This window comes from Mesorhizobium sp. WSM1343 (assembly GCF_055901535.1).
This window is the reverse complement of the sequence record NZ_JBVVWZ010000002.1, coordinates 346,208-363,132: the sequence shown is the minus strand read 5'-3', so window position 1 is coordinate 363,132 and position 16,925 is coordinate 346,208. Positions and strand designations below refer to the sequence as shown.

Annotated in this window: 19 protein-coding genes; 5 read left to right on the top strand and 14 right to left on the bottom strand. The window is 60.4% G+C overall.

The window, feature by feature from the left end; translation table 11 throughout:
• Positions 1–6 precede the first annotated feature (6 nt).
• From AC0NIL_RS32260 to AC0NIL_RS32225, 8 genes are all read right to left on the bottom strand, one after another.
• Entirely contained in the window at positions 7–360 is a 354-nt protein-coding gene (locus AC0NIL_RS32260; RefSeq protein WP_063170694.1) for a RidA family protein, read from the bottom strand.
• Between the two features lie 135 nt (positions 361–495).
• Complete coding sequence (locus AC0NIL_RS32255; protein ID WP_473573719.1) at positions 496–1,212, bottom strand: M15 family metallopeptidase; 717 nt, start codon at positions 1,210–1,212, stop codon at positions 496–498.
• A gap of 21 nt (positions 1,213–1,233) precedes the next feature.
• Positions 1,234–2,184: an ABC transporter ATP-binding protein gene (locus AC0NIL_RS32250; RefSeq protein ID WP_473573718.1), complete on the bottom strand. Its 951-nt coding sequence runs from the start codon at positions 2,182–2,184 to the stop codon at positions 1,234–1,236.
• Complete coding sequence (locus AC0NIL_RS32245; RefSeq protein ID WP_473573717.1) at positions 2,181–3,140, bottom strand: ABC transporter ATP-binding protein; 960 nt, start codon at positions 3,138–3,140, stop codon at positions 2,181–2,183. Before AC0NIL_RS32245 ends, AC0NIL_RS32250 begins: the two co-directional genes overlap by 4 nt.
• Positions 3,137–3,988, bottom strand: coding sequence for an ABC transporter permease (locus AC0NIL_RS32240; protein ID WP_063170698.1), 852 nt, complete (start codon positions 3,986–3,988; stop codon positions 3,137–3,139). The genes AC0NIL_RS32245 and AC0NIL_RS32240 overlap by 4 nt, the downstream gene beginning before the upstream one ends.
• Positions 3,985–4,911 (bottom strand): ABC transporter permease, encoded by a 927-nt coding sequence (locus AC0NIL_RS32235; RefSeq protein WP_473573716.1) that lies wholly within the window; start codon positions 4,909–4,911, stop codon positions 3,985–3,987. Before AC0NIL_RS32235 ends, AC0NIL_RS32240 begins: the two co-directional genes overlap by 4 nt.
• 12 nt (positions 4,912–4,923) lie before the next feature.
• On the bottom strand, positions 4,924–6,510 hold the full coding sequence (locus AC0NIL_RS32230) for an ABC transporter substrate-binding protein (RefSeq protein ID WP_473573715.1): 1,587 nt from the start codon (positions 6,508–6,510) through the stop codon (positions 4,924–4,926).
• A 53-nt stretch (positions 6,511–6,563) separates the two neighbouring features.
• Positions 6,564–7,748: a serine hydrolase domain-containing protein gene (locus AC0NIL_RS32225; protein ID WP_473573714.1), complete on the bottom strand. Its 1,185-nt coding sequence runs from the start codon at positions 7,746–7,748 to the stop codon at positions 6,564–6,566.
• 355 nt (positions 7,749–8,103) lie between these two features.
• Here AC0NIL_RS32225 and hisC point away from each other — a divergent pair, with 355 nt between their 5' ends.
• The 5 genes from hisC to AC0NIL_RS32200 all read left to right on the top strand — a co-directional run bounded on the left by hisC (position 8,104) and on the right by AC0NIL_RS32200 (position 12,022).
• On the top strand, positions 8,104–9,219 hold the full coding sequence (gene hisC, locus AC0NIL_RS32220; RefSeq protein ID WP_473573713.1) for a histidinol-phosphate transaminase: 1,116 nt from the start codon (positions 8,104–8,106) through the stop codon (positions 9,217–9,219).
• 18 nt (positions 9,220–9,237) lie between these two features.
• A complete protein-coding gene (locus AC0NIL_RS32215; RefSeq protein WP_473573712.1) occupies positions 9,238–10,008 on the top strand; it encodes a TetR/AcrR family transcriptional regulator in 771 nt (256 codons plus the stop codon).
• A gap of 54 nt (positions 10,009–10,062) precedes the next feature.
• A complete protein-coding gene (locus AC0NIL_RS32210; protein ID WP_473573711.1) occupies positions 10,063–10,800 on the top strand; it encodes an autoinducer binding domain-containing protein in 738 nt (245 codons plus the stop codon).
• A gap of 74 nt (positions 10,801–10,874) precedes the next feature.
• On the top strand, positions 10,875–11,483 hold the full coding sequence (locus tag AC0NIL_RS32205; RefSeq protein ID WP_473573710.1) for an acyl-homoserine-lactone synthase: 609 nt from the start codon (positions 10,875–10,877) through the stop codon (positions 11,481–11,483).
• Between the two features lie 119 nt (positions 11,484–11,602).
• Positions 11,603–12,022, top strand: a complete 420-nt coding sequence (locus tag AC0NIL_RS32200) for a LysR family transcriptional regulator (protein WP_164766207.1) — start codon at positions 11,603–11,605, stop codon at positions 12,020–12,022.
• On the opposite strand, the gene AC0NIL_RS32195 is transcribed toward AC0NIL_RS32200, so the two are convergent.
• From AC0NIL_RS32195 to trbK-alt, 6 genes are read right to left on the bottom strand one after another with little or no spacing between them, the layout of a single operon-like run.
• Positions 12,014–12,241 (bottom strand): DUF2274 domain-containing protein, encoded by a 228-nt coding sequence (locus tag AC0NIL_RS32195; protein WP_473573709.1) that lies wholly within the window; start codon positions 12,239–12,241, stop codon positions 12,014–12,016. The two genes, AC0NIL_RS32200 and AC0NIL_RS32195, sit on opposite strands and share 9 nt — an antisense overlap.
• Positions 12,238–13,452: a TraB/TrbI/VirB10 family type IV secretion system protein gene (locus AC0NIL_RS32190; protein ID WP_473573708.1), complete on the bottom strand. Its 1,215-nt coding sequence runs from the start codon at positions 13,450–13,452 to the stop codon at positions 12,238–12,240. Before AC0NIL_RS32190 ends, AC0NIL_RS32195 begins: the two co-directional genes overlap by 4 nt.
• Positions 13,449–14,513, bottom strand: coding sequence for a P-type conjugative transfer protein TrbG (trbG, locus tag AC0NIL_RS32185; RefSeq protein WP_474048860.1), 1,065 nt, complete (start codon positions 14,511–14,513; stop codon positions 13,449–13,451). The genes AC0NIL_RS32190 and trbG overlap by 4 nt, the downstream gene beginning before the upstream one ends.
• Entirely contained in the window at positions 14,510–15,196 is a 687-nt protein-coding gene (gene trbF, locus AC0NIL_RS32180) for a conjugal transfer protein TrbF (RefSeq protein ID WP_473573706.1), read from the bottom strand. Before trbF ends, trbG begins: the two co-directional genes overlap by 4 nt.
• Positions 15,193–16,560 carry a P-type conjugative transfer protein TrbL gene (trbL, locus tag AC0NIL_RS32175; RefSeq protein ID WP_128338480.1) on the bottom strand — a complete coding sequence of 456 codons (1,368 nt, stop codon included), beginning with the start codon at positions 16,558–16,560 and terminating at the stop codon, positions 15,193–15,195. The genes trbF and trbL overlap by 4 nt, the downstream gene beginning before the upstream one ends.
• Positions 16,557–16,922: a putative entry exclusion protein TrbK-alt gene (gene trbK-alt, locus AC0NIL_RS32170; RefSeq protein ID WP_473573705.1), complete on the bottom strand. Its 366-nt coding sequence runs from the start codon at positions 16,920–16,922 to the stop codon at positions 16,557–16,559. Before trbK-alt ends, trbL begins: the two co-directional genes overlap by 4 nt.
• Positions 16,923–16,925 lie beyond the last annotated feature (3 nt).

The window sequence follows — 16,925 nt, the reverse complement described above, 5'->3', positions numbered from 1 at the left end:
GGCAAGTCAAACGCTACAGTCCTGAGCGATGACAGCTATTTCAATCAGCGCGTCGATGACCAACTCGCTAACCACAGTGACACGGACCGGCAGCGGATGGTGACTGAAGAAAGCGCGATACACCTGGTTGAAGGCGGAGAAATCGTCCTTGCGCACCAGGTAGCAGGTACAGGAGAGGATATCGCGTCGCGATAATCCACTAGTGCCAAGGGTGGCCTCGATCCGCCGCAGAACGTTTTGGGTTTGCTGCACAATGTCGCCGGAGATTTTTCCAGTGTCATCGAAGCCGAGTTCGCCCGAGAGGTAGACTGTATCGCCGGCACGGCGAAGGTTTGAGAACGGCAGTGTGGAAGCGGTCATGACAGGTCCTTGGAAGGATCGGCGCGGCGGCGCTCTTTTGGGTTCGCTAGCGAGCAAACAGGTTCTGCCGTCGCAGGACGTTAATACAGGATGGAGCCCGCTCCGAGGCGAGCAGGCTTCCAGTTCCAGCGGCAATCAACGAGAGGTCGTCTCCGCGCCCTTATCCATGGAGAAACTGAGCTGGCTGTAGATCGCTCTGTCCTTGTCGAAATAGCGCGCCCATTCGCGGTCCCCGAATGAGAAATGCCACCATTCGCCGTCAAATGGCGCAAAGCCGGCGCGAAGCATGCAGAACCTGAGCGTCTGTCGATTGCGCCAGTGCTCTCTTTTGATGAATGGCGAAAAGACGTAGGTGTCCGGGCAATCCTCGCCCAGTTCAGTGCCCATAGCGAGCGCCTGACCGTTCGATTGAATGATCCGGACGTCGACCGCGCCGCCGGTCGGGTGCCCTGCTACCTCCGGTACGGCCGAGAAACGGTGAGCCGCCTCCTTCAGCGCTTCACCAGACAGGGAGGGAGTTCTTTGCTGCACGTGCTGGATCTGATCCTGGAATTGCTGGCGCTGCACATCGAGATGCCGATAGCCACAGACAACCTCCAGGTCGTAATCCTGTGCGATTTCGCGGAGCGCGCGTTGCGCCACATCCAGCATCGGAACCACACGCGACCGGACGAAGATCTGGTCTCCCGTGTGTACTTTCATCGTTCTGTCTACGGCGAGGACTTTGCCTGAGAACTCGGGGCCGATCGCAATCAGGGGCTCGTCATTGTCCTCCACCGGCACTGCGGCCAGTTCCGTGTATGTCAGGAAATGCCGCTCAAGGGCAGCATAGCAGGCGTCCTGCGTGTTCATGTAATTTTGCTCCTCGCAATTCTAGATCAAGGGATGGTGACAGGCGGCTTGCTGTCCGCTGGCGATAGTCATCAGGGGCGGCAATAATTGGCGGCACAGGTCGGTGGCGCGTGGACAGCGTGCTGCGAATGAACAGCCGGGCGGGATATCATAGCCACTGGGGACTTCACCCGAAAGCCGGGCGACCTTGCGTCGTTGCTTGGGGTCGGGCTCGTATGTGCTGTCGAACAGGGCCTGCGTGTAGGGGTGGCAAGGTTTGGCGTTGCTCGCCATCACCTCGACCACACGGCCCAGATACATGACAAGGACGCGATGGCAGAAATAGCTGACCAGTCCGAGGTCGTGGGAAATGAAGAGATAGGTAAGGTTCAACTCGCCACGCAGTTGGTCCAACAGCGCGATGATCTGCGCCTGTACCGAGACGTCCAGAGACGCTGTCGGCTCATCAAGCACAACAAGGGACGGCTTGAGCGCGAGAGCACGGGCAATGCCGACCCGCTGTTTCTGTCCGCCTGACAACTGGTGGGGATAGCTGTTGGCGACAGCACCACTGAGGCCAACCATATCCAGCAGCGAGGTCACGGTTGCCTCCGCCGAATCTGGCTTCACGCCCTGGATGCGGAAAGGCTCAAGCAACGCATCTCTTATCGAAAAACGAGGATCGATCGCCGAATATGGATCCTGGAACACCAGTTGCATGTGACGGCGCAACCGCCGCAAATTCCCCGCCGACAGCTGGGCGATGTCTTGCCCGTCGAGACGGACCTCTCCCGCGCTGGCCTCGATCAGCCGAAGCACCAGGCGGGCCAAGGTGGATTTGCCACATCCCGATTCACCGACGACCCCGACGATCTCGCCGCGTTGAATTTCGAAGGAGACATCGCTGACGGCGCGGAAGACGCGCGGCTTTCGAAACAGGGCCGTGTTCGTAAACCGGCAGCTGAGGTCCTTCACGGATAGAAGCTTGCTCATGCTGCTGTCACCAGATGGCAGGCGGTACCATGGCCTTCGCAATCACCGTGCAGTTTGGGAATTTCGGTCCGGCAGCGGACGACAGCAAACGGACAACGCGGACGAAAACGGCAGCCAGTCGGATAAGCCGCGGCGTTCGGTACCGTTCCTGGGATGGCGCTAAGGCTACCTCGCACCATGCCGAGGCGAGGAATGCAGCGGATCAGGGCTTTTGTGTAGGGATGGCGAGGATTTTCAAAGATCCGCTCCACCGCACCGGACTCAACTATCCGCCCGCAATACATGACAGCCACCCGATCGCAAGCGTGTGCCACGATGCCCATGTCGTGCGTTATGAGGATCAGCGCCAGTCCGCGCTGCTTTACGAGATCCACGAGGATCTTGATGATTTGCGCCTGCACGGTGACGTCGAGCGCGGTGGTCGGTTCATCCGCAATCAGAAGCTGCGGCTCGCCGGCTAGCGCCATTGCGATGACAATGCGCTGCTTCATGCCGCCGGAGAGCTGAAAGGGATAGAGATCGTAGACGACAGCGGGATTGGGTATCTGCATGTCCGTCATGAGAGCCAGACTTCGTGCGCGGGCGGCCTTACGGTCGACCTTAAGATGAAGGCGCGATGACTGGTCGATCTGGGGGCCGACCCGTATCATCGGATCGAGCGACGTCATCGGGTTCTGCGTTATCAACGCAATCTTTCCGCCACGCAGCCGGCGCATGCGCTTTTCCGGCAGGCCCACCAGATCGATGCCGTCAAACGCCATGCGACCTGAGCTGATCCTCGCACCGATGCGTGGCAACAGGCCCATGATCGCTGTCGCCGACAGCGACTTGCCAGACCCCGACTCGCCGACCACGCCGAGAATCTCGCCACGATCGATACCGAAGGTGACATCATCGACAGGCGAGAAGGCGCCGAAACCGATCTGCAGTCGTTCCACAGCAAGAAGCATTTTCATGCGCCCTTTGGTTTGGATCGGACATTGAGCGCCCCAATCAGAGCGTCGCCAAACAGGTTCAGGAAGATGACCGTCATGGCCACGGCAAATCCCGGAAACAGAATCACCCATGGCGCGATGAAGAGCTGCGCCGTCCCGGAACTCATCATGGCGCCCCAACTCGGCGTTGGCGGCTGCGCGCCCAGGCCAAAGAAGCCGAAAGTGGCTTCGAGGATGATGGCATCGCCCGTGGCAAGGATGGCGGCGACCAGCACGGGAGCAAGCACATTGGGCAGAAGGTGGGAAAACAGGATACGAAAGTGCGTGGCGCCGAGATTTCGGGTGGCTTCGATATAGGTTTCGCCGGTGAGCGAGATCACCTGGGTGCGCGTCAGCCGGGTGAATTGTGCAAGGTAGGCAATCGCCACCGCGCAGACGACGCCGCCGAGTCCCGGCCCGACGACGGCGACCAGCATCAAGGCTATCAGTATCTCCGGAAACGACCAGGTAAGATCGACTGCCACCATCACGATCCGGTCCAGGGCTCCACCGAAATATCCACACGCGGCACCGAGGAATAATCCCAGGAGCAGCGACAGGCCAATCGCCGTGGAACTGACGGTGAGCGAAGTACGAGCGCCGAAGATCACACGCGACAGCACGTCGCGGCCCAACTCATCGGTCCCCAGCAGATGGCTCGTCGATGGCTGCTGGTTCATGATGGAGAGGTTCTGCTGGGAATCGCCATAGGGCGCCAACCATGGGGCGAGAAGCGCCGCGCTAATCAAAAGCAGCAGATAAACGCCCGCGACACACCCTTTTGGCGTGGCAAATGCGGACACAAACGCGGTGTATCGTTTGCGGGTCACGACTGGGATCTCCGCTGGCGAGGGTCAATGAAGGCTTGAGCGACGTCGCCCATGAGGGTGCCCAGGATGACAGCCATCGCAAGCATCAGCAGACAGCCTTGAACCAGCGGATAGTCACGCTGGTTCAGCGCGCGGATCAGCAGGCTGCCCAAACCGGGGCGAGCGAATACATATTCGGTCGTCACGGCGCCGCCGATGATCCAGCCAATACGCAGCCCCAGAATGGTCACGACAGGCAGCATGGCATGGCGCAGAACATGCCGGATCTGGATACGCCACGGAGACAGCCCTTTGGCGTACAGCAGGGTTACGAAGTCCTGGCTGGCCGTCTCGACCATCGCGATCCTGGTGATGCGCGCCACCAGGGCAATGCCACCAAGGCTGGTGGCAAGGACCGGCAGGATCAACGAAGTCCAGGACCGCACGCCGGAAACGGGAACCCAGCCAAGCCAGACAGCGAAGACAAGGATCAGGAGCAGGCCAAGCAGAAAACTTGGCAGGGTCGCACCAAGCAAGCTCAATGCGCCTATCGCCTCGTCGATCCGCGTGCCTTGATAGCTGGCAGCGAGCGCACCGGCGACAATCCCGACCAATGAAGAAAGGACAAGCGCCGCCACGCCGAGCTGGAGGCTGTATGGCAGGTTTTGCAAGATGAGATCGCGCACCGGCCGAGCTTGAAGGATCGAGGTGCCAAGATCACCTTGCAGAAGGTGGAACATCCACAGCAGATATTGCTCGATCAGGCTGCGATCCAAGCCGTATTTGACAACCAGTTGCGCGCGCTGAGCCGGCGAAGAGCCGGCCCGCACCAGATTGTTGATGGGATCGCCCGGGACGAAGTGGACGACCATAAAGACAAGAGCCGAGACAACCACAAAAATGGGCAGGAGCAACAGCATCCGCTTCAGGAGATATGCGGCCATGGACCAGGTCGCCTACCCGACCGCTTTCAGGTCGAGAACCGTCTGCTGCATGATCTCCGCCCCACGGATGGCTTCGGGAACCGACAGCATGTCGCTGTTGTAGGCTATATTCTGCGCGGCCTCGTGGATGGGTATGAAGACGAACTGGCTAAGGATATATTCATGCAGTTTTTTGAAATTAGCGACACGCTCGTCCCAGGTCTTGGACTTGTGCATTGCGATTTCGTTGAGCTCCTCTGAGCGCGGATCGTCCCACATCGATACGTTTGGGAAGGGAATGCGTTTTGCGCTGAACTCCCAATCGAGTTCGTCCGCATTGTTCCAATCGTAGTGATTGACGACAAACTGGTGTTCGCCCTTTTTGAGTTGATCATCCAGCGAGGCTTTATCGAACACAGCAATATCGACCGCCATGCCAACCGCCTTGAGCTGAGCCTGCACAATTTCGGCAATCCGCTTGTATTCGGTCTCGCCTCTCGTCCAGAGGCTGACCGCCAGCGGCGCCCCGGCCTTGTGACGGACGCCATCGTCGCCGCGAACCCATCCGGCCTCGTCGAGCAGATGGTTGGCTTTTTCCGCATCGTAGTGGATCTCAAAATCCTTGCCGACCCGCGATTCCGCGAGCGAGGCGATAAGAAATTGGTGCGACTCTGTTCCGATGCCGTTGTAGACGCCTTTGAGGATGGCAGCTTGATCAACAGCCAGGGCTGTCGCCTGACGAATCTTGATGTCGGTGAACGGCTCCTTGCGAACGTTGAACTTGATTGTGGTGACGCCGATGCCGGGCAGGGTCCGGAACTTGATGCTCTTTTCAGCCTGCAACTGAGGGAGAAATTCGGTAGGCAGGCCAAGCAGCATGCCAACCCCGCCGGTCTTCAGTTCCAGGAAGGCTGTCGAAGCATCCGGAATCTCGCGCAGTGTCAGACGCTTGATGCTTGGCGGCCCCTTATTTTCGGAGAGCGGATTGGGCCAGGCATAGTCGTCATTGCTGACCAGCACGGTTTCCTGGCTGATGACGAAGCTCTCAAGCTTGAAAGGCCCGGTTCCCACAGCTTCCGTCACGCCGTAGCCGTCACTCACTGCGTCATAGGACTTCGGGCTCGGGATTCCCATGAACACGTTCGCCAAATAATAGATGAGATTTGGCTCTGGCCGCTTCATGATGAACCGGAACGCATGGTCATCGATGATCTCGACGTGGTCGATGGCGTCGACCATGAACTGATTCTCGGTGCCCGCGTATTTCGAGATCCACCACGGGATCGTGTGCGCGTTGAAGGGCTCGCCATCGTGGAACTTGACGCCCTGACGCAATGTGAAGCTCCAGCTCATCCCGTCCGGGGAATTTTCCCAAGATTGCGCGAGATGCGGATGGTAGGACTGATCGGCATCCATCTCGATCAGCCTGTCGTAGATCAAATAGGCTCCAAGATTGAGATAGGTGCCGCGGATCGGGTCATAGTTGGGGCAGCCATTGCTGCTGCTGCCAAGCACCAGCACAAGCTCGTCCTGCGAGGCATGCGCAGGAGGAGACAGCACTCCAACCCCTGCGGCCAGCGACAGACCAGATGCCGAAATCAGAAACTCGCGTCTGTTCATATTCTCTCCCCTTTTTTAGTTTTTGTGACGGCATTCCTGAGTGGTTAGCTGCCTCACCATCTCGCAAGCTTCGCACCTAGGACGAGGTCTTCGATCACCGAGGCCCTGAAATCGCCGGTCTTCTTGGTTCCCTCGATGTTCATCAGCACGGCGACCGCATGGGTTTGATCCCGCGTCAGGACCACCATGTTGGAGGCGCCCACGTCGCTGCCGGAATGCCCGACGAAATCGTGCCCGTTGATCGGCTCAGAAACCCAGCCCAGCCCCTGGTACGAAACCAGTTCCGGATCGACCTGGTCGTGCAACATGGCGGCTACTGCGCGTGGCGACAAAATCGCGCACTGGCCGGTTATTCCGCCAAGCATGCCACGCAGGATTTTTGTGAGGTCGGCTCCCGAGCAACGAAGCATTCCAGACGGGACATCAGGATATCCCTCCTGCGGCAGCTCGTTGAACGCGCCTTTCACATATTCATAAGGCTTGGCGAGAACGTTTGGTGCAAACTCTTTCAGATACCAATGCGCATTTCGAACGCCCAGCGGTTCGAATATGTTCTTCTGGGTATACGCGGAAAAGCTCTGCTTGCTGATGCACTGGACCGCATAACCTGCCAACGCCACCCCGACATTGCAGTAGCTCCATCGATTGCCTGGCTTGGCTGGGAAAAACGACGTGGTAGGCGAATAGTATGCGCCACCCTCAACAAGATAGTCCTTTAGAAAGCCCTTCAGGCTTTGCGTCGGATCTCCGTCGGTGGCCACGTCCAGATCGTCGTAGCCTTTATCCGAGATACTGGATGTGTGCGTGATCAGCTGATGCGGCGTGATCGGCAAGCTCGGGTGGCGAGGGTTCTTGATCCGAAAGTCGATGAACTTGTTGATGTCATCGTGCAAATCGTAGCCCTTCCGCTCAAACAACTGGACCAGGGCCGTGGCGGTGACCAGTTTGCTGACCGAAGCCAAATGCATTGGCGTGTCCGCGGTCAATTTGCGGTTTTGCGCCAGATCGGCAAACCCGAAGGCCGCGGTGTAGCGCGTCGCGCTGTCTCTGGAGGCGATGGCGACGGCGGCTCCTGATACCTTGGCGGCCGCCATGCGTGCTGGAAGGGAGGCTTCGAAATCGTGTCGCCAGGCTTCGAACGACTGCCCCTTCTTCTCGTCTGCGGATGCAACGCGCCCCTGGGGAACAAGCAGCCCCGCCAAACCCATCTTGAGCAACGAACGTCGGGTCGAGATCATAATGGATTTCCCTTCCTGGATATTTTTGGACTTGCGGCCTGCGCACGAGGCCTTCGGTGATACGAACCAGGTTGCACGCCATCCGCCGGCACTCTGGCGACCAAGTCGCCCGGTGCGAATTATTCCATCCCTTTCCCACACTGCATGTGCCCATCGAAGCCATCTCCGATGGTCGGCTGCGCCAATCGCCGTGCAGTGTCTCAGTGTCCGCCGCTTTGGCATTTATTGTTCAGTGGACAATAAAAACATTATGTATATACCTTTGTCGTGTCAACGACATTTTTTGCCCGGATTGGCCTCCTCCCTGGCGGGCGGCAACCGACGCGAATAGCGAGCAAAAGGAGAAGGTAGGATCATGCAGTCATTTCCGAACGACGCCATCTGCCCTCGGCAGGAAATCGCCTCTCTTCCCGTTTACAACGCTGGAATATCGGCAGTTGCCGCGCGGCGGGTCAGTGGCCTGCAGGACATTGCGGCATTGGCAAGCAACGAGAATCCTTACGGTTCATCGCCGGCAGTGTCCGCCGCCCTGGCATCACTTGTCCCATCGCGCTACAGCGACCCGGCGTCGGCTGCGCTGCGGCACGTGCTTTCGGAAAAGCTCGGCACCTCCTCTGATCAGATCGTCTGCGGCAATGGGTCGGAGGAGTTGATTGCAGCACTTTGCCGCGCGTATCTGCAAAAGGGTGATTCGGTCTTGACCGTCTCACCGTGCTTCGGCTTGCACGAGATCGAGCCCATGGCGGCCGGTGCACAAGTGCTCAAGGTGTCGATGACACCAGCACTCGATTATGACGTGGACGGGTTGGCGGATGAGCTCACACGCAGACCAAAGATCGTTTTCGTCTCATCGCCTTCCAATCCGGTGGGGCGGGCCTTGTCGCGCAGGGCACTCGACCGGCTGCTTGACGCGGTGCATCCCACGACATTGTTCGTGTTGGATGAAGCCTATTTCGAGATGATCGACTCCAGCTATCCGGATGGCCTGCAGGTGCTGAGCGGTCGCTCGGATCTTTCCTGGGTTGTGCTACGCACCTTCTCCAAGGCCTATGGTCTCGCTGGCTTGCGTGCGGGCTACGGCATCGCCTCGGATGAAGGCATTGCCAGGGTGATGCGTTCATGCATGACCCCGTTCAACGTCAACGCGGCCGCGCAGGCTGCCGCCATTGCCGCGCTCCAGGACGAAGCATGGATGCTGCAGACCACGGCCAAGATACGGCACGACCGAAACATCCTCGCCGATCGCCTGGCCGGATTGGGTGTCCGCGTTGTCCCGTCCCAGACCAACTTCCTGTTCCTCGACTTGGCGACCCAAGCTGCCCCTGTGGCTAGCGCCCTGATCAAAAAAGGCATAGTCGTCAAGCCATGGATGGAGGCCGGCTATCGTCACTTTCTGCGGGTGAGCATCGGGACAACAGGGGACAATGAACGATTTGCGACAGAACTCGGGCACATCCTCGGCCTCGCATAGTGGTGACGGAAAGCTGCCTTGAACACACAGTCTTCCACCAAGAAGCGCTCGGTCGGTAGAGCAGGCGCTATCGGCTTGACGCGGGAGCGCGTCGTGGAGGCCGCCATTGCCCTGATCGACGACGAGGGAATAGCCGGATTCTCTGTCCGCGCTCTCGCCCGCCGGCTCAACGTCTATCCGGCCGCCCTGTACTGGCATGCGGGCGGCGCCAAGTCGGATCTGCTTGCCGAAATTTCGGGCGCGCTGATTGCAAGCCTGATGACACCCTCGGATCTGCCGGACGATTGGCGCGACACGATCCGGCTTCTATTCCGGCGGTTTCGCGCGCGCGTCCACGAGCACCCCAGGGCCGCACCCCTGCTCGGTCCGCATATCCGCTCCAACGGCGCGCCGAATGCACCTTGGGTCGAGATCATTCTGACTGCGCTCACCCAAGCCGGGTTCGAGGATCAGGCTCTGATCAATGCCTTCAATTCAGTGGTTGGCGCCCTGGAAGGCTATATCACGATGGAACTCGCCGCAGACGGCGCTACCGAAGACTCGGAATGGGTCGAAACATTCAACGCAGGCCTTGATGCGCTTGACCCAGCGCGGTTTCCGTTGGTTACGCGATACCTGCCGCGAATGTACAACCGGTCGTTCGTGATGCGCTGGAAAAGCGGGAACGTCGCCCCGCTTGAGGATGGTTACGACTTCCTGATCGAAACCCTGATCCTGGGACTGGAGTCGCAGGCCAAACCTGGCCGAAACAGGGATAAGGACGCTGGCGAGCAGACCACGGATAGATAACCAGATTACGGGCGCAGCGCGCGTCCCGGCCTAGTACTGGACGCAGGAGTACATATGGCATGGTTTAAACGCATCGACGATACGTACGAGCTTCTGAACAATGTCGGTAAGAGCTCAACTCAAGAGGAAATATGCCGACACATCCTTGGCTACGCCGGACGCATTGGCGCGACCAATCTTCTGGCAGGACTAATTCCCCCACCCCAAGCTCTGAAACATGATCAAGCTTCGCATGTCATTCTCCATGCCTGGCCAGAACAATGGTCCGAGCGATATTTTTCAAAGGGCTACCTATATCGCGATCCAACCATTCAGCTTGTGAAGCGGGGCAGCACGCCCTTCCTCTGGCGCGAGATCGATAGCCTATGCAAGGTCTGTCCTTTCGGCCGTCGGATCATGGACGAGGCAACCGACTTCAGATTATGCGAGGGTTTGACAGTCCCGTTTGCCACATTGGACGGGCAGCCGGTCGGGTTTTCCGTCGCGGGAGAAAAGCTGGATCCGGATCCCCACGACCGTCTCGCCTTTCAGTTGGTTGCAGCTTACGCTTTCGGCTGCGCGGCTGTTATCGCTGATGCAAAACGCAGTATCCGGCCGGCACGTTTATCTCCGAGACAAAGGGACGTTCTGCGCTGGGCAGCTGAAGGCTTGACTGTCGATGAAATCGCTGACCGTCTCGCTGTCAGTCGCAATACGGCGGATACGCATCTGCGACTGGCGCGCGAGAGGCTCGGAGTAGCAAGCACAGTGCATGCCGTCGCTGAAGCCTTTCGCCAGGGTTTGATCGCCTAGCTCACGCAATCGCGTGATGCCTTCTGCTTCCCGAAGCGACCATTGATTGGCCTCCAAACTGGAGGACCACAGAGATGCTTCTTATAGTTTCAGCGCAGAACTCAGAACAACATCAGGCGGAGTTGGAGCAGGCTTTCCGACTGCGGCACAAGGTCTTTGTCGAAGAAAAGGGCTGGATTGACCTGCGGCGCGAAGATGGCCGTGAGATCGATCGCTTCGATGATGAGCATGCTGTCCATATGCTCTTTTCCGTCGAGGACCGCGTGGTCGGCTACCAACGAATGCTGCCTTCGACGCGCCCCCACTTGCTCTCGGAGGTCCTGTCGGACCTTTGCGAAGGCCAACGCCCAGTGGGCGAAAACATCTGGGAATGGACGCGCTACTGCGTCGAGCCGCAGTACCGAGAACGGGGAAGAATGCTGAGCCCGGTGGCGAATGCGCTGTTGTCAGGCATCGTCGAGTGGGGCCTGGACAGAAGCATCGATACGATCATCATCGAGATGAACCCTCTCTGGCTGCTGCGCCTGGTCCAACTGCATTTCAGGGTGACGCCGCTGGGGCTGCCGAAGATCTTAGGCGGTGAAGAGACAGTGGCGGTGACGGCGAGCTTCGATGAACGCACACTCGCCAGATTGCATGAAACGCGGAAGGCGAGCCCGCCGACTGGTGCGATTGGTAACTGAGGCGCTCGCCCCCAAACCGGGGGGCTTTGACCAGGTACTTCATGGGGCAGATAGGCGGGCGACTGGACAGTTCGCGTGGTGGGCGCGGGCCACAATCACTTCCAGGTGGAGGAAGCGCCATGCGGCGACGCGTCCAACTCATCACGCTCGAATGCGCCCTCATCGTGTTCGAGGAGGGCAGCTTCCTCGGCGCCTCCCGACGCATGGGCATCCACCATTCCGCACTGAGCCGGCGCATCCGTAGCCTTGAGCACGCGGTGGGAACAATTCTTTTCGAACGCCACGCAGGCGGAGTCCGACCGACCCTGGCCGGCGCACGACTCCTGCGCAATCTTCGCCGCGTTCTGACTGATCTCGACGGCACACTCGCCATGGAGGAAACGGACCGAAGAGAACAGGCCGGCATCCTGCCGGGCGGCTTTGAAATGGCGGTGCATGCTACCGAGCTTCTCGATGCGGTTGCCGACTTCATTCGCAGCAGGCCCGACGTCGCCCTGCGTTTCGTGGAAACGAAGCGCGCCACGGTCCGCCTATCCTGATTTCGTGTCGCGTTGGGCCCGGCTGAACGCGCGGTCCGTCGCCATGAATCGCACCAGCATCGGCGCAATCAGCCTTACGGGATCGGCGACCGTCTGTCCCGTCTCGCGGCCCAGCACTTCGGCGTAGGCGACAAGATCTCGATGAACGGCGGCAGGCAACTCGACCGTAATCTTGACTGGCCGATCATCCGGAATTGCAGAGAGTTTCAGCTTGCTCATGACGGTTCCTTCGGCACGCCGTAAGGCGCCAGGACAAGGTCGCGATTGACGATGACACGGACCGGGAACCCGGGCCGGACGGTGAGTGTCGGCTGGACATTGAGCTGATTGCGCACAATCTGCTGACCGACATTGGAGGCCGAATCCTGCGCACTCTCGCGGATCGCCTTGGCGATGTCACCCTCGTCGTCGCTGGAACCAAGCGACGTCCCAACACCGAGCAGGGTCGAGAGTGCGGCGGCCTTGAACAACTGGCCCCAGTGATGGTCGATCTCGTCCTCCAGCCCGGAGAACCCTTGCGCATCCGCGCCCGGCTGGCGTTCCAGCACGATCGAGGTGCCGTCCGGCATGATGAGCCGGTTCCAGACCAGGAGTACGCGAGACTGACCGAAGGCGACCTGGCTGTCATATTGACCAATCAGTTTTGTGCCCTGGGGGATCAGGAGATACACCCCCGATGGGCTGTCGTAGACATTCTCAGTGACCTGAGCGGTGATCTGGCCGGGAAGGTCGGAACGGATGCCGGTAATGAGGGCGGCGGGTATGACCGTGCCGCCTTGGACGACATAGGGCGAGGCCTTCGCCGCCAGCCGATCGGGATTAACCGTACGGCGGTCCGGTTTGGCGTTGACGAAGTCGAGTTTGCGGTCCTGCGTATTTTGAGTGGAGCCTGCATCAGGCTCCGTCGGTTCGGCCGGCGGCGTCAATCCGGACATAGTGTCCGCGATTGAGGTTCCAGCGCCGGTACCCTGTCGCGACGGAGCTGTCCGCGCGCTGGTTTCCGTGAAGAGCTTTGCGACGCGCGCGGCCTCGATCTCGGCCAGGCGGCGCTGTTCTTCCGGATCGACGCGAGGCGTGCTGATGTAGGGCGCAATGACGGGCCGGCCCTGCTCCTGCGCCCGAAGGATCGGTCGGCCGAGATCGCCAGGCAGCGCGGGCCCGAGTTTTGGAACGCCAGCATAGTCCTTCGGCAGCGTCTGCAGCCCGTCGGCGGTCGAGCGGTTTTCCGTGGTGAAGAGTTCGGATGTTGGTTCCATGCCGCGCCGCCTGCTGTCGAGGGCCCATATCAATGTGCCAAGGATGGCAACACTGGCGATCCCGCCCAGACCGATCAGCACCTTGCGCGACAGTCGCGTCACCCTGGCGGGCTCGGGGCGCAGACGCAGTTCAGCGCGGATGTCCCGGTTCAACCCATTCGTTGGGTCGCTCATCTGAACAATCCTGCGCTATGCCGGGGCCGGCTCCCATCGGTGCGCACGATGCGGACGCGCCTCTCGCTCGTCTTGCCGCCGAGTCTCAGTTCGGCAGCGGCAAAGAGGCGGTCGACGACGTAGTAATTCTGCCGGGCGCGGTAGTTGACCAGCTCGGAGCCCCCTGACGGGCCGATGACGAAGAGCGGCGGCATCTCGCCCTGGCCAATGCCAGACGGAAACTCGATGTAGACCTTCGCGCCATCGTCGAAGGCGCGCAGCGGCCTCCAGGGTGCGGCGTCACCCTCGATGCGATAGCGGAAATTGAGTTTCTGGATGTCGACGCCGGCAGCGACTGGCTGTGCTGCGGACGCCTGTGCGTTCTGGCGCCGCAGCGCGATCAACTCATCCTGCGGATACTGCCATGATACCGAGGCCATATAGGTCTTTTCGGTCGATCGCAGCTCGAGATGATAGGTGCGACGGTCGCTGTTGATGACAAGGTTGGTCTGGAGGTCGGGGCGCGTCGGCTTGATGAGAATATGGACCTGTTGCCGTTCCCCTGCCCCACTCTGGGTATCGCCAATAATCCAGCGCACGGTGTCGCCGGCGGCAACGGGGCCCGAGCCGACCAGCTGCTCTCCCGGCTGCAGGGCGATGTCGGTGACCTGTCCGGGTGCGGCATAGATCTGATAGAGCGCGCCTTCGCTCCAGGGATAGAGCTGGATGGCGTTGATAAAGCCGTTGCGGACGGGCTGCATTCGTGCCGCCTCATTGGCCTGACTGATCCGCTGCTTGGGGTCTGTCGGCTCTGCCTTGGCCTTCCTGGTCTCGACTGGCTTCAACTGGCCGGGAAGCGGAAGTGGTTTCGGCAGTTCGACGACCTTCACCGGACTTGGGGGATCGAGCTTCTGCACGGCAGGTATTGCATCGTCATATTGGATCTGCGGCGGAATGTATTTTTTCGAGGCGCAGCCGGCGAGCGCTGTCGCAGATAGCAGTGCCACGGCCAGAAGGTGCGCCTTCGGGATGTTGCGGGCAGTCTGCCTAGTCGTATCGCGGGTTCGTGCCGCACCCATCATGAAAGCTCCTTCGACCAGTTGATGGCATTGATGTAGACGCCGAGCGGATTGGCCTTCAGCCGGTCGGCATCGCGGGGTGGCTGGATGATGATTGTGAGGATGGCGGTCCAGCGTTCGGTGCTGGCAAGACTGCCGTTCTCGTAATGGCGCTCGGTCCAGGCGACACGGAACGAGTCTGGTGAAGCACGGATGACGCTCGAGACCTCGATCGAGATCTGAATTTTGCCTACCTTGGCAAAAGGGTCGTTGAGACGTGCGTAGTCGTTCAACGAGACGGCGCCACGGTCGGTCGTGTAATCGTAGGCGCGAAGCCAGTTTTGCCGAACAATAACAGGATCGTCCGCAATGCTTCTCACTTGCTCGATGAAGCGAGCGAGATGCCATGCGATCTGCGGATCGGTCGGCCGATAGTCGGCAAAAGCCGGAGCGACCGCCTGGGCCTCGCCAAGTTTATCGACCTGAACGATCCAGGGAACCACAGTTCCGCGTGTGGATTGCCAGACCAGTGCCGTGGCGAAACCCGCCGCCAGGACGAGAGAGCCGGAGGCCATCAGCCGCCAGTTTTTCGCCTGCACGCGCGCCGAGCCGATGCGATCGTCCCAGACCTGCGCAGCACGCTGGTAGGGCGTTTCTGGCTGCGGTGCCTTGCCATAACGGACGGAAGGACGTCTGAAGAGGTTCATCGGCGGTCATCCTGACTGAGGGAAACATTCATCGAGCCGCCGCCATGGTCGCCGGAGCGGACGGAATGCGCGGCCATGCCGGCGCCATGGCCTATGGTCTGGGAGAGCTTCATGCGGTTGGCCCATTCCGGCGGAGATCCCGCACTGGCTTCTCCGCCTGAACCAAGCCCTGAAGCAGCTCCCGATGGCTGCTCTCCACCGGTTGCACTCCATGCCGCCGAGCGGCCAGCCTGCTGGCTGGAAGACAGGGCTGACGCCGCGCGCGACATCGCCTGCTTCACGGGCTGGGCAGCGGCACCAGCACCGGCCCTGGCGACCCCAGCAAGACCGGCGGCGATCGAGCCCGCGCCGTTCTGTCCCGATGTTGCGGCGGCGAGGCCAAAAGCCGTCGAAGTACTGCCGGAAAGATGCGCGCCGCCACGGGCAGCGACAGCCGACATCCGCCCCCCAGCACTGACCGCACCCGCTGCGCTGCCGAATCCGGCACGGGCACCCATTGCGCCGGCGACGCCAAGACCCGCGGCGGCGAGGCTCGTCCCCACAGCGGCACCCGCACCAAGCTGCGGGGCTCCGGAAACAAGGCCCGTTGCAATGCCGGGGCCGAAGATCGACAGCCCCATCAGAGACAGTGCGCCCAGCACCAGCGACAGCGCATCCGTGATTGTTGGCTGTTCGGCACCTAAACCGCGAGTGAACTCGCCGAAGAGACCCGAGCCGATGCCGACGATGACAGCGAGGACGAGGATCTTCACGCCGGACGCGACGATGTTGCCGAGCACTTTCTCGGCGAGGAAGGCTGTCCGGCTGAACAGCGCAAACGGGATCAGCACGAAGCCTGCCAGTGTCGTCAGCTTGAACTCGATGAGCGTGACGAAGATCTGGACGGCCAGAATGAAGAACGCGATCAGCACGATCGCCCAGGCGGTCATCAGCACTGCGATCTGGACAAAATTCTCGAAGAACGAGACGTAGCCCATCAGCTGGCTGGCGGCGTCGAGGATCGGATTGCTGGCGTCGATACCGACCTGTGCGACACGGCCCGGCTGCAGGAGAGCGGAGCCCGAAAGTGCCGATCCTCCCGCTTTCAGACCAAGCCCCGAGAAACTCTCGAAGACGATGCCGGCGAGACGATTGAAGTTGCCGATGATGAATGCGAAGAATCCGATATAGAGCGTCTTCTTCACCAGCCGATGCAGCATGTCCTCGTCAGCGCCCCATGCCCAGAAAAGGCCGGCAAGCGTGATGTCGATGACGATCAGCGTGGAGGTGAGAAATGCCACTTCGCCGCCGAGCAGGCCGAATCCGGAATCGATGTAGCGGGTAAAGGTTTCGAGGAAGCGGTCGATTACGCCCGTGTCGTTCATGGCCCCACCGTGTTCGAACGGGGGTCTTTGGTATCGGCCCGGGTCGAAGGGCTCAGCGGCAGCAGGCGGCTCTGATCCTTCTCGATTGGTGGAGCGGCGTATGGTGCCACGCGTCGGGACGGTCGCAGGAAACGCCGGCGGTTCTCGGCCCAGGCCTTCCTGCAGGCCTCGTCTGCAATTGCAACCATGCCAACTGCCCGGCATCGCTCGAGTTCAACGCTGGCCGGCTCGCCGCCCGGATACGCAGAACGCGGGGAGGACGCGTCCTGCGAGCCGTTGCCGCGCAACGCCATGAAGGCGGCGGTCATGGCGGCGCCAAGGGCAATAACGGCTACTATCCGGGCGGCGATCTTGAGATCCATGAC

What these genes read in the sequence shown, in the direction of transcription:
- AC0NIL_RS32225 (WP_473573714.1), bottom strand. Translation starts at nt 7,748, where the DNA reads ATGATCTCGACCCGACGTTCGTTGCTCAAGATGGGTTTGGCGGGGCTG.
- AC0NIL_RS32255 (WP_473573719.1), bottom strand. Translation starts at nt 1,212, where the DNA reads ATGAACACGCAGGACGCCTGCTATGCTGCCCTTGAGCGGCATTTCCTG.
- AC0NIL_RS32250 (WP_473573718.1), bottom strand. Translation starts at nt 2,184, where the DNA reads ATGAGCAAGCTTCTATCCGTGAAGGACCTCAGCTGCCGGTTTACGAAC.
- AC0NIL_RS32210 (WP_473573711.1), top strand. Translation starts at nt 10,063, where the DNA reads ATGGCATGGTTTAAACGCATCGACGATACGTACGAGCTTCTGAACAAT.
- AC0NIL_RS32200 (WP_164766207.1), top strand. Translation starts at nt 11,603, where the DNA reads ATGCGGCGACGCGTCCAACTCATCACGCTCGAATGCGCCCTCATCGTG.
- trbL (WP_128338480.1), bottom strand. Translation starts at nt 16,560, where the DNA reads ATGAACGACACGGGCGTAATCGACCGCTTCCTCGAAACCTTTACCCGC.
- trbG (WP_474048860.1), bottom strand. Translation starts at nt 14,513, where the DNA reads ATGATGGGTGCGGCACGAACCCGCGATACGACTAGGCAGACTGCCCGC.
- AC0NIL_RS32195 (WP_473573709.1), bottom strand. Translation starts at nt 12,241, where the DNA reads ATGAGCAAGCTGAAACTCTCTGCAATTCCGGATGATCGGCCAGTCAAG.
- AC0NIL_RS32205 (WP_473573710.1), top strand. Translation starts at nt 10,875, where the DNA reads ATGCTTCTTATAGTTTCAGCGCAGAACTCAGAACAACATCAGGCGGAG.
- trbF (WP_473573706.1), bottom strand. Translation starts at nt 15,196, where the DNA reads ATGAACCTCTTCAGACGTCCTTCCGTCCGTTATGGCAAGGCACCGCAG.
- AC0NIL_RS32235 (WP_473573716.1), bottom strand. Translation starts at nt 4,911, where the DNA reads ATGGCCGCATATCTCCTGAAGCGGATGCTGTTGCTCCTGCCCATTTTT.
- AC0NIL_RS32260 (WP_063170694.1), bottom strand. Translation starts at nt 360, where the DNA reads ATGACCGCTTCCACACTGCCGTTCTCAAACCTTCGCCGTGCCGGCGAT.
- AC0NIL_RS32245 (WP_473573717.1), bottom strand. Translation starts at nt 3,140, where the DNA reads ATGAAAATGCTTCTTGCTGTGGAACGACTGCAGATCGGTTTCGGCGCC.
- AC0NIL_RS32230 (WP_473573715.1), bottom strand. Translation starts at nt 6,510, where the DNA reads ATGAACAGACGCGAGTTTCTGATTTCGGCATCTGGTCTGTCGCTGGCC.
- trbK-alt (WP_473573705.1), bottom strand. Translation starts at nt 16,922, where the DNA reads ATGGATCTCAAGATCGCCGCCCGGATAGTAGCCGTTATTGCCCTTGGC.
- AC0NIL_RS32190 (WP_473573708.1), bottom strand. Translation starts at nt 13,452, where the DNA reads ATGAGCGACCCAACGAATGGGTTGAACCGGGACATCCGCGCTGAACTG.
- hisC (WP_473573713.1), top strand. Translation starts at nt 8,104, where the DNA reads ATGCAGTCATTTCCGAACGACGCCATCTGCCCTCGGCAGGAAATCGCC.